Origin of the sequence: Niallia taxi (assembly GCF_032818155.1) — a bacterium.
In the GTDB taxonomy this organism is placed as follows: domain Bacteria; phylum Bacillota; class Bacilli; order Bacillales; family Cytobacillaceae; genus Niallia; species Niallia taxi_A.
The window spans coordinates 813,016-828,988 of sequence record NZ_CP102590.1 but is presented as its reverse complement, the minus strand read 5'-3'; the positions used below and the strand labels follow the sequence as shown (position 1 = coordinate 828,988).

The window sequence follows — 15,973 nt, the reverse complement described above, 5'->3', positions numbered from 1 at the left end:
ATCGTACTTACATCAAAGGTTAATTAATTTAGCCGTAAAGGCAATCAAGGTTTAAAGGTATTATCATACCTTTAAACCTTGAATAATAATATCTATTGCATTCAAATAAAGATTCTTTTGTTCCTCTGGTGTTTTAAATCCATAGATATAAGAATTACTTAGAGAGGAAATCAAACTGAAAAGAATAACACAGGCGCTATCAGTATCTAAATTTGATTTAAACTCTCCAGTTTCTTTACCATACTCTAGAATCGTTTTAATGATGTCAAATTCAGGTTTAAATAAGCTAATAACGTTAGTTGAATCATCTTTTTTTACTGCAACTAAATAATCAGGGATAGTATTCGTTAATGGCTGATGTAACATACTATTTAATTTAGCCCATGAGTATAATTTTTGCTCAGCTGTTGACTTACTTTGTGACATTATGTCCCATTTTTTCACAAAATCAGTAGACGCTTGTGTTAGACAGTAAAGATATAAATCTTCTTTATTCTTAAAGTGATAGTAAATGGTTCCTTTACTTAAATTAGTTTCCTTTTTTATATCATCCATAGATGTTGTTGTATAACCTTTGTACTCAAAAATTTTGGTTGCTATTTCTTTAATAAACTTTTTTGTATCTTCGCTATTTCTTCCAATTGGTCTACTCATAGTTCCTCCTTAATCTATCCTAAGTTTATTATAAATCAATCGAAAACCACAAGTATTCGAATTTTAATTTAAATATTTTTCTTGTTTTGTTCGTTTTAATAATGTTTCAAAGGTAATTAATTGACCATTCATCCGAATAGTGATATTGTTAAATATAGAGATCGTTATATTTTTTTAATCTCTATCGGACGTTTGTCCGAATAATTCAAAAGGAAGTGATTTACATGGGAGAAAAAGTAATAATTGTTGGTGGAGGCATTGCTGGGTTATCCATGTCACTATTCTTAAAAAAGGCAAATATTGAGAGTGTAATTTATGAACAAGCACCTGCATTTGGAAAAGTAGGGGGGCACTTTGTTATCCACCCAAGCGGCTTACAAGTATTAGAGGAATTAGGGTTAGGTGAAGCAATTGAGAAAAACAGTCATAAACTAATTGACTTTAAAGTAATGGATAAAGAGGGGAATTCTTTATTCGAAGAAATTGAAGTTGATATTGAGGAAGAGGAAATGCCACCTTTAATTAATATTGCACGTTTTCATTTAATAGACATTCTATATCAAAAAGTACTTCAAGAAGGAATAGAGATCAACTTTGGAAAAAGATTAAAATCGTTTAAAGAAGAAACAGATTATATTAATGTTTACTTCGAGGATGGAACAGAAACGAAAGGGAAAGTCCTAATTGGAGCTGATGGAGTACGTTCTAGAACAAGGTCCATATTATTCCCTTTCCCAAATTATCCATTAAAGTACAGTGGGAAATGGGCTGTATATGGTATGGTGGATACTAATAAACTCGGGGAACATGAGGAATTTTTTACTTCTGAACAGTCATTAATGTATTTCCACGACAACTTTAATTTCTTTGTTTCAAAACACCATCCGACAGATAAGGAAATTTCATGGTCTATTATTGTTAATGAAGAAAGAAAAATTCCTAAAAAGGATTTCGAAGAAAAATCAATTGAAGATTTTAAAGTAGATTTAGCAAATCAATTTAAAGATTGGGATGCTCCGATTAAACATTTGATTGAAAATACTGACGATTTTATACCTAAGCAGTTGTTTAGAATTGATTTAATGACTCAATACTCAAACGGAAGAGTTGCGTTAATAGGTGACGCTCTTCATACTGCAGATCCTAATGCTGGGATGGGTACGACTTTAGGATTAGAAGATGCATTGTATTTATCCAAAATGCTTAGAGATCATGTTGATCACGAAGATGCCTTTTATTTCTATGAGTACGATCGCAAGGCTAGAGCAGAGAAAGTGTTTAAAAGTGCTTCTATACTAGATAACCTTCAAATGGAGAATTTTGATGACTATGCGTTTTTTGGAGAAGGACTTAATGTTAGTTGGGAAAAGGTTTAACTTGGCATATTATTATTAAGTAAAAAACACACACTTACCACTAAATAAGTGTGTGTTTTTTTATTTTGAATTTGCAGTAAACTTTTTTACTCTCGGGCACTAATTTGGAAGCATTCCTGTAAAAAACGAAAACTGAAATAAAGTATAACTTTGTGAAGTAATGTACTTAAAGTAAAAGTAAACTGAGCTTGGAGATACATTCTCCAGCTCAGTTTACTTTTGTATTTTAAATCAACCTTTACCTTTAACATAGCCTATTTAATTTAAATTCATTTCAGATTTATTTGTTAAATATGACCTAAGTAGGCTTGACATAATCACTTTGTTATTAAAATATAGTTTGCTTAATCAGTGTGTGCCACCGCCTTAACTTCAATTAATTGCTCTGGGAACGCTAGGTAAGTTACTCCGATGAGGCTGCCGGCTGGTCTGTGTTGTTCTAGGTATTCCTTGAACAGACTGATGACTGACTCGGAATGCTCTTTTGGTTTTGTTAGAAAGACTTCCACATAAGCGAGGTTGAACTTAGTGACACCAAATTCCTCCAACACTCGGTCGAGGTTCTCAAATGTTTGTCGAGTCTGAGCTTCAATATTCTCCTTGCCAACAAACATACCATCCTTATCGTGCGAAAATTGACCTGAAATGTAGATAGTACCGTTGACGCTGTATCCTTGGGTAATGCCGTGATCCCATAGGTCGTGATTGTAGGTTTTAACATTAGTCATTTTTTTCTCTCCTTTATTTCAATGTAAGGTAAGTATAAAATGAATACAAAGAAATAAATAGTACGCACTATTTAGATAGCTACTACCAGAAAGGATAGTGTCAATATGAGTATGGCTGATTTTAATGAAAAGGGTAATATCCGAGAGACACCTTTTGGATATACATTGTCAGTTGTCGGAGGAAAATGGAAAATGCTAATTCTGTATCTCCTCTCGGAAAATCAACCCGTTCGCTTTAATGAGATGAAAAGAAGATTAGGAACGATCACCTATAAAACATTGAGTTCACAACTTAAAGATTTGGAAGCAGATGGGATGGTTAGACGAGAAGAATATCCTCAAATCCCTCCTAAAGTGGAATACAGTCTTACACATAAAGGAGAAACGCTATTACCTGTTTTAGAACAGTTATGTGAATGGGGAGAAAAAAACCGCAATAATTAACTTCTTGTTGTATAGATAATGGGAAATCATTTGAGAAGAGTTACATAATTGTGAAGTGCACCCCAATTGTTAGACGAAGCTCTAACAATTGGAGGTGCCTTTTTTATGGCCAAATTTCCAATAAAAAAAATATATATGTTTGTTATAAATTACTAATCATGGTATAAGTTTAATGAATCCTACTGTTGAAGAATATTCTTGACTGAGCATATACCAATGATAGCTATTGAATCTCCTTGAATAATTAATTTCTTATGAAATAGCAATTAGGTACGCACAAATACTACAAAGGAAGTGAACCTATGTCAAAAATAGTTATTATAGAGGACACGGAGAAGATAAGAGAGGAGCTTAAAAACTTTTTAATCAGATATGGTTATGAAGCTGTTGCGCCAATAAATTTTGAAAATATTATTAATGATACTCTAAAGGAAGAACCTAATCTAATACTTCTAGATATTAACTTGCCTATATATGACGGATACTATATCTGCAGAGAAATAAGAAAAATTTCCGATGTGCCTATAATAGTAGTTACGAGCAGGGATACTGAGATGGACGAACTTATGAGTATGAATTTAGGTGCTGATGATTTTGTTACGAAACCATATAATACGCAAATTCTTTTGGCAAGAATTGAAACAATATTAAGAAGAGTTCAAGGGTCAAACATTCGAGATACGCTTATTTATAATGATTTAAAGCTTAATTTATCCAATGGTTCTGTAACATATAAAGGAAAAGTGGCAGAGCTGACTAAAAATGAAATTAAAATAATTACTTGCTTATATAAATATAAAGGAAAAATAGTGTCTAGAGATGATTTAATGGATTTTATGTGGAACGCAGATGTGTTTGTAGATGATAATAACTTATCTGTCAATGTTGCCAGATTAAGAAAAAAACTTGAAGGGTTAGGTATGCAGAAAAATATAGAAACAAGACGTGGTTTAGGATATATACTTCCATGAGTATAAAAGAGTATTTAAAAGACAGAACTGTATTCCTGCTGATAAATTTTACATTATACATCATCATAAGTGGCATTTTACTGCTAATCAATATTAACAGCAAAGTAATTCTCCTGACTTTCTGCATTTGGTTCTTCCCTATCCTTGTTTATATAATGATAGAATATGTTAAACAGAAACTTTTATATAACGAGTTAAACCATATTATGGATCATTTGGATAAAAAGTATTTGTTAACTGAAATTATGAAAAAACCAGAAAATATAGAAGGAAAGCTTTTATATGATGTATTGCGACGGGCAAATAAAGACATGCATGAGCATGTAAATAATTATAGAGATAGGGAAAATGAGTATAGGGAATATATAGAAACGTGGGTACATGAGATAAAGACTCCGATTGCATCAACTCGATTAATAATCGAAAACAATCAAAACGACATTACTCGAAATATTAAGGAGGAAGTAAAAAAAATTGAAGAATATATAGAACAGGTTCTATATTATTCAAGAAGTAATAATGTCAGCAAGGATTATCTTATTAAAGAGGTCTCTTTAGCTGACCTTGTCAAAAGAGTAATCAAAAGAAATTCGAGAGACTTTATCAGCAAAGGTATTATTATCGATATTGAAGCTGTAGAAGGCACGGTGTATAGTGACGCGAAATGGCTAGAATTTATTGTAAACCAAGTGATTGGAAATGCTACTAAATACAACAGGGAACATGATGGACGGGTAACAATCAGTACTGATAGAAATGAAAACAATATCGTACTTACCATAGAGGATAACGGCATCGGTATTATAGATAAGGATATAAGTAGAGTTTTTGAAAAAGGATTTACTGGGGAGAACGGACGAGAATTCGGAAAATCTACTGGCTTGGGACTTTACTTGTGCAAAAAGCTTGCGGAGCAGCTTGGTCTAGGGCTTATCATAACTTCAAAAATGGGCGAAGGAACAAGGGTTAAGTTAATTTTTCCTTTAGGAAGTGTTAACTTAATACATTAATTCAGCCTATGATAACGGGTTTATAGCTATTGTACATTACAGTAGTTATAAACCCGTTTTTTAGTTATCCCGCATAAAGGGCAGTAAGACTCTTACCCTAGGCTAGCATAGTTGTGAGAACCAACTGTCTAAATGGGCGTTGCTTTCACTAACAATCAGTGGGATGAGCCCCCACATATAGAAGTTTCACTATTACATTGCAAAAATGTAACTTTAATAAAATATAAACAAATATGTCTTCCTATTTTCTACTGATAAGATGCATGTAAGTAATAATTTCAGGAGGAAATAGAATTGAAAAAAGCATTAATTACAATATTAGCAGTATTTCTTTTAGGTATGGGAGTTTTCTTTGGGTATGAATATATTACTGAACCCAAAATTGTAGATGGAGTTTTGTCAGAAACTGTCGATGACAAGGGGAAACCTTTAGAGGTAACGACTACGTTTGCACCAGAGGATACGATTTATTTTTCTGCAAAGAGAAACCGATTCTGGATTAAAGAAGCGCAAGTTATATGGTATAAAGGAGAAATTTCAAAAGAGAACAGGATTTTAGTCGAGGAAGAAGTTATTGTTAACAAAGCGAAATATTTCTCAGCCAAGCTAAAAGTTCCAGAGGGTCTTGAAGAAGGTCATTACAGTGTCACTACTTATGTAAAAGATTCAGACATTATCGAAACAAAAGCCGAATTTGAGGTCGAAAAATAGAGATTTATAAGAAGGAATTAATAAAATATAAACTCAGGGAGGAAAAAAATGCAAAATGTATTAAGTGTTGAAAAGATTGAAAAGTATTATGGCAATAAAGACAATATTACAAAAGCAATTGACAATATAAGCTTCAAGGTAAATGAGGGAGAGTTTCTAGGAATAATGGGTCCTTCAGGCAGCGGCAAGACTACGCTCTTAAATTGTATTTCCACAATCGATAATGTAACAACGGGAAAGATTATTATAAATAACAAAGATATTACGGTACTTAAGGCAAAAGCTTTGGAAGAATTTAGACGGGATGAATTGGGTTTTATATTCCAAGATTTCAACCTTCTTGACACACTAACTGCTTACGAAAATATAGCTTTAGCCTTAACGATACAAAATAGGGGACTAAAAGAGATAGATATCCTAATTAAGGATGTAGCGGAAAAACTTGATATTACTGAGATACTTAATAAGTATCCTTTTCAAATGTCAGGGGGACAAAAGCAAAGAGTAGCAAGTGCAAGAGCCATAGTTACTGAACCATCTCTTATTTTAGCCGATGAGCCTACAGGTGCTTTAGATTCGAAATCATCAAGATTACTTTTGGATTCATTTGAAAAGCTAAATAAGGATTTTCATTCGACGATACTTATGGTAACCCATGACTCCTTTACAGCAAGCTATGCCAATAGAATCTTGTTTATAAAAGATGGAAGGATTTTTAATGAGCTAATAAGAGGAAATGATACGAGAAGGGAATTCTTCAATAAAATAATGGAAGTTGTTACATTACTTGGAGGCGATGTCGGAAATGTTCTCTAAAATAGCAATCAATAATGTAAAAAGAAGCTTTAGGGATTATTCAATCTATTTCCTTACGTTGACTCTTGGTGTATGTATATTTTACAGTTTTAATTCGATTGAATCCCAGAATTCCATACTAGAAATGAATAAAGATGCTGACTTTATGTTAACGCTAAATAAACTTATGGCTGGAACATCCGTATTTGTATCTTTTGTTCTCGGCGGGCTAATCATTTATGCAAATAAAATCTTAATTAAAAAGCGAAAAAAGGAATTAGGCATATATATGACATTAGGAATGGCAAAAGGTAAAGTTTCAAAAATCCTGATTTTTGAAACTCTTTTAATAGGTGTGCTATCTCTTTTGGTCGGTATTGTGCTCGGCATACTCGTATCACAAGGTCTGTCTGTTCTTGTGGCCAACATCTTGTCGGTTGATTTGAACAAATATAAGTTTATTATTTCAATTAGTGCAATAGTTAAATCGGTTGTATACTTTGGAGTAATTTATCTTTTAGTAATGATCTTCAACCAGTTTACTATTTCGAAATACAAGTTGATTGACATTCTAAATGCTACAAAGAAAAATGAAGTAGTAAAGCTAAAGAATTCTTTTCTATCTGCGCTTATATTTATTCTATCAATCGCAATATTAGCAATTGCATACGCTAGAGCACTAAAAACGGGCTTAGCTGCTGAAAATGCTGAATTGGTGATTACTGTCTTGATGGGGGTTATCGGAACTCTTTTATTCTTTTTCAGTCTTTCCAGCTTCTTTATCCATATTGTTCAAAAAATCAAAAGGATATATCTAAAAGATATAAATATTTTTATATTAAGACAGATAAACAACAAGATTAATACGAACTTTCTATCGACTACTCTAATATGCCTTATGCTTTCTTTAACGATTACACTACTATTTACAGCATTTGATTTAAAAGGAACGATTGATAGAAATTCAGCGGGAAGTAGAGCTTTTGATGCTTCAGCGTTTCTCATTGCTGATAATGAAAACAAAGACCCAAAGGTGAATGATATAGAAGAATATTTAAAAGACATAAACTTTACATTTGAAACTTATGAAAAACATACCTTTTATAGTGAATACAAACTTAATATTACAATAGAGGACTTGTTATCAAAATATTTAAGCAAGCAGGAGCAAATTGATTTAAAACAAAATTATTTGGATGGTGCTATATCTGCGATTAAAATATCGGATTATAATTCAATCATCAAACTTAATGGAAAAAAGGCAATTGATTTAAAGGAGAATGAGGTCTTAGTTGTATCTAACTACGGTCAGTTAAATAATGCTCTGCCTGAATATATGAAAAATGAAGATATCATCAATATAGATGATAAAGTATTTACCATCAAGAATGAATCTCCTATAGAGGAGAATATAAAGAGCACAGAAGGCAGTAAATTCTTTTATCTGATAATTCCTGATAACTTCAGTGGTGGCCTGCAATTAGAGTTTTCAAGTTTTAACGTGATATATGAAGAACGCTATTCGAAAGAGTCGGAAGAGAAATTTGCTAAAATATTTACTGACTTTTTGGCGGACAAATATAAAGACATCTCCCCATCTTTAGTTATTGGAAAAACAAAGGACCAAATATCAGATAGAGAAAATGGTATGGCAGCAATGATTGTTTTTCTTGGGCTATTTTTAGGTCTTATATTTATAATAACCGGCGCAGCGGTTATGGCATTGCAACAGTTATCTGATGCAAGTGATAGCTTGGAAAGATATAAGTCTCTAAAGAAAATCGGTGTTACAGACAAATTAATTAACAAAGCAATTTTGAGACAAAGTTTAATTTACTTTTTAGTACCACTGGGACTGGCTGTCATTCACTCAATAGTTGGCATATGCGCACTTAGGGAAAACTTTTCATTCCACTACCAAAGTGTAATCGTAAGTTCTTTATTCCTTGTGATCATATATGGTGCCTATTTTTATGCAACGTACGTTGGTGTTAAGAATATGGTTAAAAATAGCAATTAATTATAATTAAAAATAGGTGATTTTTGAACGAACAGGGATGATTGTTTAGAAAGCACTACCCACCAGCACCAATAGGTTGACACATAAACTCAGCACCTTTGATATGTGGGAACATAGTTTCAAAATAATAATGACGTTATGATATTTCATTTATGGAAAAGGAAAAGCCACTTGAATTGGCAACTGAACTTGAATATAAGCAATGTTGTTGAAAGAGGTATTTTATTCAAATTGATTCCTAAGAGGTTTAATCATAATTTGAAAGAAAGGACTTCTGTAAAAATGGAAACGAATAAATTTAAAGTTATTTCTGAAAAACTAAAAGGTATGACAGTGGCAGATGTAGCTATTACTACTAATGCTGTAGTTATAAAGTTTTCTGATGGTACGTACTTAGACATCTATCTCGATAAGGCTACACAAACATTAAAGACATCAACAAACAAGCTGGAAGGATAAATACTTCCTTAAACCATATAGGGGGCATTAATCCAAGAAGGATTGATGCCTATTTGCGCTAATTATCCCTTACTTTGTAGGAAAGGGTAAGGTTAGCGGAGGAAGGTCATAGAAAATAATTTAACGAATATTTATAAAAAATACTAATCATAGGGAGAGTTTTGTTTGAGCAATCAAAAAAGGAGAGGGAATATTGCTATTATTTTAAAAAGAAAAATATTATCGGCTATCCTTAGTAGTTTGTTATTTGCACTTATCTTTTCAACATTTGGCGGCATTGAAGGAGATGCATTCTTTAATCTGTATTATTTAAATTTAATAATGGTCACCACCTACGGAGTTATTACGTCCATTTTTAGTGACTGGCTTAGCAGGAAGCTTGCTAAAAGAACGTATACACGTGAAATTACCTCCTTCTTATTTCATTGTTTTTTCGGTTGCATATTTTTAGTTCTAAGTCTTGTTTCTTCTATTTTCTTCTTTATAGTTGACCGCTTATTAGGTAAGGTGAAAATTGGATGGCTGTTCGTAGTTATAGTATTATTAGTCGTCGTGCTTGTATTTATCACTCTAATTAATAGGTAGCTAATAGTAGTAAACCAAACTTAACTGTTAATAATTATAATAATGCTCTAAGTAAAGAATCTATAGTTAATTAAGGGAGTAATATACTCCCTTAATTAACTATAAGGGCAGAATTCCTTTAATAACTCTATAAAAAACTTGTGAAGAAATGTACTTAAACTAACGGATAATTATTCCAGAAAAATGCCTTTTTGGCTATGGTACTAACGTGGCAGCATTCCTGTTATAAATAAAAATTAGCTTTATGTCAGAAACGGGGCAGCATTCCTGTAATAAATGAAAAAAGAATTGCTTATGGAAGAAACATGGCAGTTTAGTTGAAAAAGGAATTTCCAATTATTGTGAAGAATTAATATAGAAATAAGGAAACTAGGGGATGAAAACTTGAACCATTTATTCACAATAGACTGCGGAGAAATTTTTCTTCGAGAATTTAGGATAGAAGATGCAGATGCAATTTATGAAATTACTTCTCAACCTGAAGTTTATGAATATTTACCTGATTGGAAATCAACAAGAGAACAACGCTTAGACTGGGTAACAAATTATGAAATACCTTCAAACAAAAAGTTTTTATCAGCAGTGCCTAATATTGAAGAACAAAACTATCTGAAATTAGGGATTATATTAAAGGAAACTGGTGAGTTTATAGGTTTTTGTAATACTGGAATTAAAGAAGAATTACCTGCACCTAATAGAGAGATTGCTTATGCTATTTCAAAGCATTATAGAAATAGAGGATATACAACAGAAGCAGTAAAAGGATTGATTAACTTTTTATTTGAGAAAACAAATGTCGAACTTTTAAATACCATTGTTCTAATACAAAATTTAAGTTCGAATAGAGTTATTAAAAAAAGTGGGTTTGAATTTGTCGGGGATATTGAAATTGAAAATCAAAAATATTATCATTACACTCTTCATAAGAGTGAATGGAAAAATAATAAATAAACACACAAAGCACTATGGAGGCGTTAATTCTGTAAGAATCAATGCTTTTTTATTGCTCTGGTACTAACGGGGCAGGATAGTCTAAATAGGGTTACTGTTAAAAATGTCTCTATAGAAAAAAACTTACTTCATAAAAATAACTACTCGAAAATGAGTAGTTATTTTTTGTTGAAATTTAGCTTACTTGTGTAATTTTTGTATATTTACTATACAAAAATGTACTCAAAACACCCACTATAGCAAGCACAGATAAGCCCCAATAAATATTAGAATATGCTATTGCTAAGGATAATTGATGCTGTTTTTCTAAAGCAATTGCTACTATAGCAACTCCGAATGCACCACTAAAAAACTGAAGCAGTTGAAATAAACCCATCCCTGAACCGATAAACTTCCTATCAAGTACACGAGAAATTTCATTAGATAAACAGCTAGAAAGTGCTGTAAATGCCAAACTAAGAATCATATAGGTAATCATTGCCCCTATCCAAGAATGACCAATTAAAATGGCGAAGAGGATAATAGAAAAAAGCAATACAATAGGGCCGTACTTTAAAAAATATTCATTTCCAAAGCGGTCAATTACTCGGCCGACCTTGCGTGAAGAAATAATAGCGAGTAAGGAACCGGGAAAAATAATTAATCCTGCATGCCCTGCTGAAAAGTTAAAATTTTGAGTCAATATTTGCGGCAACAAAAATAAAGTAGCGAAATTACATATATAACCTGTAATACCTAGCAAAACGAGAATCAAATAAGGCCGGTTTAAAAACAAAGACGGAAGAACAAACGGCTCTTGCGTTTTACGAATACGGATCACAAAGAGAACTAACGCAATTAGTCCAGCAATAAGAATAATCCAATACTGGTTCGTTGTGAATAAAAGCAAAAAGGTAGTACCTAAAGCAAGTAATACGCCTCCAATAAAATCAAATGTTCCTTTGCGTGGTAATTCTTTAGGTAGTACAAAAGCCATTAATGGAAGTAGTAACAGAACAAATGAAGTAAGGATAAATAGCCAATGCCAACCCAAATTGTCAACAATTAGTCCTCCAACAACAGGACCCGTACCTAGTCCAAGTGAAACAGCAGACATGTTAATTGCCATAGCTGCACCACGTCGTTCAATAGGGATATAGCGTGTATAAAGCACCATAGAAAGTGAAATAATACTGCCTGCACCTGCTGCTTGCACAATCCTACATAATAGTAATGCAAGGAAGCTATTACTAAAAAATCCAATTATACTTGCGATTCCTAAAGCTAATACTCCAATAATCAAGAGCCTTCTAAGTGGTACAAAATCGGATAACCGACTAAACGTTATCGAAGAAATAGCAAACATAATAGAATATCCGGACACAATCCATGAAGCTGTGGACGAGGATATTCCAAAATCTAATATCACATCAGGTAAAGCTAAATTAAACATGGAAGTATTCATAAGTGCCAATACAATAGCTATACAAATCACAATAATTGTTAATCCTTCCCGTGCTAAAAGTGGCTGCTCTGAATTAACCGCTGGTTGGTTTTTGACTAAACTCATACCATCTCTCCTTTATTTTTCGTATTATGTATAATGTTTTATTGTTCGTAAACAAGCGAACAATTGAAGTATAGCACGAGGTATTGTAAAATACAATTTGTATTTAGACTAAAAGTCCTTAATAATAACTGCCATGTGAATATATCTGGAGGGGAAATAATGAAATCACTACATCATCCTAATCGCAAAGACTTCATGTTACCAGCAGTGCTACATGCGCTAAGTGATCCAATTCGACTGAAAATGGTGGCGCAAATGCATAGCAGTGGTGAACAAGCCTGTAAGAATTTTGATGTTCCGATTGCTAATTCAACAAGGTCTCAACATATTCGTACATTGCGTGAAGCTGGAATTACTTTTACTCGTTTTGAAGGTACTAAACGTTTGTTGTCACTTCGAACAGAAGACTTGAATTCACGCTTTCCTGGTTTGTTAGATTCGATATTAAATGTCTATGACAAAGAGGAGGTTTAATAGGCAAACTTTTTTAGAGACTTTAATGAAAAATAACTGGGTTTTAAAAGTGGTTATTTTTCTTATTAAGAGTATTAATTTTACTCGAGTGGTAGCATTCCTATAATAAATGAACTGGAAAAAGGATAACTTTGTGAAGTAATGTACTTAAAGAAACGGGGGCAATAGTTGAAGATCAAGGCTGTCATATTGACGGTCTTTTCTTTATGGTGCTAGAGGGGCAGGTTAGTTGCGTAAGTAGATATATTAATTTTATATTGTAGAAGAATGTTATTCATAAAAAAGCCTTCATACTTACTATTGATCTAAGGTCATAATAATAATGAATTCAATACTTTTAATAGAAACTGCCCATTTAAAATCAGATAGGTATTACAAATGTATATACGAAATGACAAATTGATATTTATTAAAGTTGGAGGACAATTCTACGATAATACGGAAGCAATTGAGGATCAATCCATCCCGTTTGATTTACTGTTAATCATCTTGCAGAAAGTTTTTAAGAAGGAGAAGAGAAAGAAAAACAGACTTTTGAACTCGAAAAAGAATTAGAAAGTAATCCTAAACAGTTGCTATCAAAAAGAAGTAATTTTGTAATCAACTTAAATGAGATAGAATCTATTTCTACAGATGATTCGCTTTCTTTGCTTTGGGACAATATAGTGATTTAAGAAATAAAAGAAGAGGTTGAAACAAGAGGATTTTAGCTACTATATCAAATATAGTTCGTGTTGTTGTTATTTAGAGGCTGAAAATTATTAAGATTTAGGAAGTAGGATTTTGTTCTGTCCCACTTCCATTTCATTAGTTATTTTAATGTCTTTACTTTTAAAGAGAACACGAAAGTAGCTTACTAGAAACTTTTTTGCATCCTTTAGTCTAATCTTCAGTCAAATGGCCATTACGCCAAAGCTGTTGATAATACGGATGTGTTTTTTGTAATGATGCATGTGTGCCTTGACCTGTCAGGCGTCCTTCTTCAAAGACAAGGATTTGGTCTGCACTTGTAATCGTGGATAATCGATGGGCGATGATGATCGTCATCCGGTTTTTCGTTAACGCTTGAAGGGCAAGCTGCACTTCACGTTCTGATTCGTTATCTAAGTTCGATGTCGCCTCATCAAGTAATAATATTCTCGGATTTCGTAAAATCGCACGAGCAATCGCAATACGCTGTTTTTGACCACCTGAAAGCTTAATACCACCTTCACCAACCTCTGTATCGAGGTGTTTGTCCAGCTGCATGACAAAATCATAGGCATAGGCTGCTTTTAATGCGGCAAGTACCTCTTGTTCGCTTGCTCCATTGGTCCCGTACATGACGTTGTCACGAATTGTTCCATTTAATAACGGTGCATTTTGACTTACATAGCCAAAAAGCCCACGCCACTCTGTTAAGTTAAATTGCTCGATGTTTTCGTTACCATACAGTATCGCACCTGATGTCACGTCATAAAATCGTTCAATAAGGGAGAACATCGTCGTTTTCCCGCCACCACTTCGGCTGACAAAGGCCGTTGTTTCATTTGGCTTTAACGTAAACATCATACCGTTTAACACGTACTTTTCGTTGTACTTAAACGACACATTTTGAAAATGAATTGGCTGTGACGTAGCAGGTACTGCTTCACCGTCTTGGACTTCACTCTTCTCATCTAAGGCATCAATAATACGTTCTGTTGCGCCAAGTGTTTTTTGTAAATCAGTAAAGAATGTCGCCATTTGTGTAAATGGCATAATAATTTGCACTAAATAAATCATGATTGCCACGAGTTCACCTGACGTAATAGCGCCAGTTGCGACTTGTGAACCGCCGTAGCCAAAAATAGTAATTAAAACGACCATCATCATCAGTGTCATTAGTGGTGTTAGGACCGCGACAATTTTCGCTTCTTTCATGCCAAACTGGTAAAGCTGCTGAATTTGCGCTTTCCCACCAGCTAACTCTTGTTGCTCAGTTTGTGATGCTTTTACGAGACGAATATTCGATAAAATGCGCCCGAGTCGTCCACCAAAGCCAGCTAACTCATCTTGATTCGCTTTTGAAAGCTCGTACATTTTATCCCCTAGTGGATAGGTCACAAAAATCGTCAGTGGTACGGCAATGAGTAGTAGTAACGTCATTTTCCAGTCAATCCACAGTAAAACAACAACAGCACCTAAGATAGCAAACAAGCCTGAGACAAACGACACGAGCTGCTCCGTCACAAATTCTTTTACGACATTTGTATCCTGTGTGATACGGCTCATCGTTTCACCTGATTCATGTGCATCATAATACGGCAAGCGTAAATGCAGCATATGATCCCACACTTCTGTTCGTAAATTCGCAACAGTATTTTCACCTACCCGACGCATCATATAAAACGTCACGGCACTCAAAATAGCTTGTACAACTAACACGCCAATGACTGGTAAAAGCGACGTGATGGCAAAGCCACTATCTGATATTTGATTAATAAGCTTCATTGTCAGTAGTGGCACAGCAAGTCCAGCTGCCACCTCTACGATACTTATAAAAAATAAAAGGACTAATTGACCCTTCGCCATTTGACTGCGATACATCAAAATCCAAAGCTGTGAGATTTTCCCTTGCATTATGATTCACTGCTCACTTTCGCCATGACCTTTTCAAAACGGAAAAACTCATACTCTTCATCCGATTCCGGCTCTTCGCCTTCAACATTCGGTCCTGGGTTGCCTTTATGATTAAATTCAACAATTTTAAAGCCACATTTGTTGACGTAAAAATGAATATTACGCTTTTCAAAATACGGTGTATGCAGCTCCCAAACCTCAGTCTCTGGGAACGCTGCTTCTATCGCTTCCCACGCTTTAGTGCCAAGACCTTTGCCGTGTACATTTGCTTTTGTATACAGAAAGTCCACTTCGTTTCGTTGGGTGTCGTTATTAATTTGCAATACGACGCCACCGATTCTTTCGCCATTTAGTACAAGTTGACGTACAACCGATTCTTTGGCATTAAGTTGCTCATAATCTTCATCAGACGGGACTGGACCCATTTCTGTCGGATCTTCCGCCTCTGGAAAACTATCTTGTAACCCTTTCATAAACGCCTCTTGACATTCTGTTTTAAATATTGCTAACTCTTCCTGTGGTACAGGTGCTAACGTAATTTGTTCATTTTGTTTTGTCATTTTTAAAAACCCTTTCTCTTAGACTGATTAAAATACCAAATTAGTAGTGGACGACCGATTCTTTTTCCTATCTCATAACTAATAA

Annotated in this window: 16 protein-coding genes; 11 read left to right on the top strand and 5 right to left on the bottom strand. The window is 33.8% G+C overall.

Annotated features, from left to right (window positions below; genetic code table 11):
• Window positions 1-63: 63 nt before the first annotated feature.
• A complete protein-coding gene (locus NQZ71_RS23215; protein WP_317011823.1) occupies window positions 64-654 on the bottom strand; it encodes a TetR/AcrR family transcriptional regulator in 591 nt (196 codons plus the stop codon).
• A 224-nt stretch (window positions 655-878) separates the two neighbouring features.
• On the opposite strand from NQZ71_RS23215, the gene NQZ71_RS23210 reads away from it, so the two are divergent.
• Window positions 879-2,030 carry an FAD-dependent oxidoreductase gene (locus NQZ71_RS23210; RefSeq protein ID WP_275008762.1) on the top strand — a complete coding sequence of 384 codons (1,152 nt, stop codon included), beginning with the start codon at window positions 879-881 and terminating at the stop codon, window positions 2,028-2,030.
• A 344-nt stretch (window positions 2,031-2,374) separates the two neighbouring features.
• On the opposite strand, the gene NQZ71_RS23205 is transcribed toward NQZ71_RS23210, so the two are convergent.
• Window positions 2,375-2,758: a RidA family protein gene (locus NQZ71_RS23205; RefSeq protein WP_260056002.1), complete on the bottom strand. Its 384-nt coding sequence runs from the start codon at window positions 2,756-2,758 to the stop codon at window positions 2,375-2,377.
• A 105-nt stretch (window positions 2,759-2,863) separates the two neighbouring features.
• Between NQZ71_RS23205 and NQZ71_RS23200 the strand changes: the two genes are divergently transcribed.
• The 9 genes from NQZ71_RS23200 (at window position 2,864) to NQZ71_RS23160 (ending at window position 10,704) form a co-directional block, all read left to right on the top strand.
• Window positions 2,864-3,202, top strand: a complete 339-nt coding sequence (locus tag NQZ71_RS23200) for a winged helix-turn-helix transcriptional regulator (RefSeq protein WP_260056001.1) — start codon at window positions 2,864-2,866, stop codon at window positions 3,200-3,202.
• A 302-nt stretch (window positions 3,203-3,504) separates the two neighbouring features.
• Window positions 3,505-4,173, top strand: coding sequence for a response regulator transcription factor (locus NQZ71_RS23195; protein WP_317011822.1), 669 nt, complete (start codon window positions 3,505-3,507; stop codon window positions 4,171-4,173).
• Window positions 4,170-5,183, top strand: coding sequence for a sensor histidine kinase (locus NQZ71_RS23190; protein ID WP_317011821.1), 1,014 nt, complete (start codon window positions 4,170-4,172; stop codon window positions 5,181-5,183). Before NQZ71_RS23195 ends, NQZ71_RS23190 begins: the two co-directional genes overlap by 4 nt.
• Before the next feature lie 294 nt (window positions 5,184-5,477).
• Complete coding sequence (locus NQZ71_RS23185) at window positions 5,478-5,894, top strand: hypothetical protein (RefSeq protein WP_275008768.1); 417 nt, start codon at window positions 5,478-5,480, stop codon at window positions 5,892-5,894.
• Window positions 5,895-5,942: 48 nt separating this feature from the next.
• Window positions 5,943-6,710 carry an ABC transporter ATP-binding protein gene (locus NQZ71_RS23180; RefSeq protein ID WP_260055997.1) on the top strand — a complete coding sequence of 256 codons (768 nt, stop codon included), beginning with the start codon at window positions 5,943-5,945 and terminating at the stop codon, window positions 6,708-6,710.
• Window positions 6,700-8,709: an ABC transporter permease gene (locus tag NQZ71_RS23175; protein ID WP_317011820.1), complete on the top strand. Its 2,010-nt coding sequence runs from the start codon at window positions 6,700-6,702 to the stop codon at window positions 8,707-8,709. Before NQZ71_RS23180 ends, NQZ71_RS23175 begins: the two co-directional genes overlap by 11 nt.
• A gap of 171 nt (window positions 8,710-8,880) precedes the next feature.
• Complete coding sequence (locus NQZ71_RS23170) at window positions 8,881-9,168, top strand: hypothetical protein (protein ID WP_317011819.1); 288 nt, start codon at window positions 8,881-8,883, stop codon at window positions 9,166-9,168.
• Window positions 9,169-9,333: 165 nt separating this feature from the next.
• Window positions 9,334-9,753, top strand: coding sequence for a hypothetical protein (locus NQZ71_RS23165; RefSeq protein WP_317011818.1), 420 nt, complete (start codon window positions 9,334-9,336; stop codon window positions 9,751-9,753).
• A 384-nt stretch (window positions 9,754-10,137) separates the two neighbouring features.
• Window positions 10,138-10,704, top strand: a complete 567-nt coding sequence (locus NQZ71_RS23160) for a GNAT family N-acetyltransferase (RefSeq protein WP_317011817.1) — start codon at window positions 10,138-10,140, stop codon at window positions 10,702-10,704.
• Between the two features lie 175 nt (window positions 10,705-10,879).
• Here the strand turns inward: NQZ71_RS23160 and NQZ71_RS23155 are convergent, their stop codons facing one another.
• Window positions 10,880-12,253: an MFS transporter gene (locus NQZ71_RS23155; RefSeq protein WP_317011816.1), complete on the bottom strand. Its 1,374-nt coding sequence runs from the start codon at window positions 12,251-12,253 to the stop codon at window positions 10,880-10,882.
• Window positions 12,254-12,412: 159 nt separating this feature from the next.
• Between NQZ71_RS23155 and NQZ71_RS23150 the strand changes: the two genes are divergently transcribed.
• Window positions 12,413-12,727: an ArsR/SmtB family transcription factor gene (locus NQZ71_RS23150; protein ID WP_317011815.1), complete on the top strand. Its 315-nt coding sequence runs from the start codon at window positions 12,413-12,415 to the stop codon at window positions 12,725-12,727.
• Between the two features lie 882 nt (window positions 12,728-13,609).
• Here NQZ71_RS23150 and NQZ71_RS23145 read toward each other — a convergent pair.
• Complete coding sequence (locus tag NQZ71_RS23145) at window positions 13,610-15,328, bottom strand: ABC transporter ATP-binding protein (protein ID WP_317011814.1); 1,719 nt, start codon at window positions 15,326-15,328, stop codon at window positions 13,610-13,612.
• Window positions 15,328-15,888, bottom strand: coding sequence for a GNAT family N-acetyltransferase (locus NQZ71_RS23140; RefSeq protein WP_317011813.1), 561 nt, complete (start codon window positions 15,886-15,888; stop codon window positions 15,328-15,330). Before NQZ71_RS23140 ends, NQZ71_RS23145 begins: the two co-directional genes overlap by 1 nt.
• Window positions 15,889-15,973: the final 85 nt, after the last annotated feature.

Coding starts and splice junctions, on each gene's coding strand:
- NQZ71_RS23215 (WP_317011823.1), bottom strand. CDS start 654: ATGAGTAGACCAATTGGAAGAAATAGCGAAGATACAAAAAAGTTTATT.
- NQZ71_RS23210 (WP_275008762.1), top strand. CDS start 879: ATGGGAGAAAAAGTAATAATTGTTGGTGGAGGCATTGCTGGGTTATCC.
- NQZ71_RS23205 (WP_260056002.1), bottom strand. CDS start 2,758: ATGACTAATGTTAAAACCTACAATCACGACCTATGGGATCACGGCATT.
- NQZ71_RS23200 (WP_260056001.1), top strand. CDS start 2,864: ATGAGTATGGCTGATTTTAATGAAAAGGGTAATATCCGAGAGACACCT.
- NQZ71_RS23195 (WP_317011822.1), top strand. CDS start 3,505: ATGTCAAAAATAGTTATTATAGAGGACACGGAGAAGATAAGAGAGGAG.
- NQZ71_RS23190 (WP_317011821.1), top strand. CDS start 4,170: ATGAGTATAAAAGAGTATTTAAAAGACAGAACTGTATTCCTGCTGATA.
- NQZ71_RS23180 (WP_260055997.1), top strand. CDS start 5,943: ATGCAAAATGTATTAAGTGTTGAAAAGATTGAAAAGTATTATGGCAAT.
- NQZ71_RS23175 (WP_317011820.1), top strand. CDS start 6,700: ATGTTCTCTAAAATAGCAATCAATAATGTAAAAAGAAGCTTTAGGGAT.
- NQZ71_RS23155 (WP_317011816.1), bottom strand. CDS start 12,253: ATGAGTTTAGTCAAAAACCAACCAGCGGTTAATTCAGAGCAGCCACTT.
- NQZ71_RS23150 (WP_317011815.1), top strand. CDS start 12,413: ATGAAATCACTACATCATCCTAATCGCAAAGACTTCATGTTACCAGCA.
- NQZ71_RS23145 (WP_317011814.1), bottom strand. CDS start 15,328: ATGCAAGGGAAAATCTCACAGCTTTGGATTTTGATGTATCGCAGTCAA.
- NQZ71_RS23140 (WP_317011813.1), bottom strand. CDS start 15,888: ATGACAAAACAAAATGAACAAATTACGTTAGCACCTGTACCACAGGAA.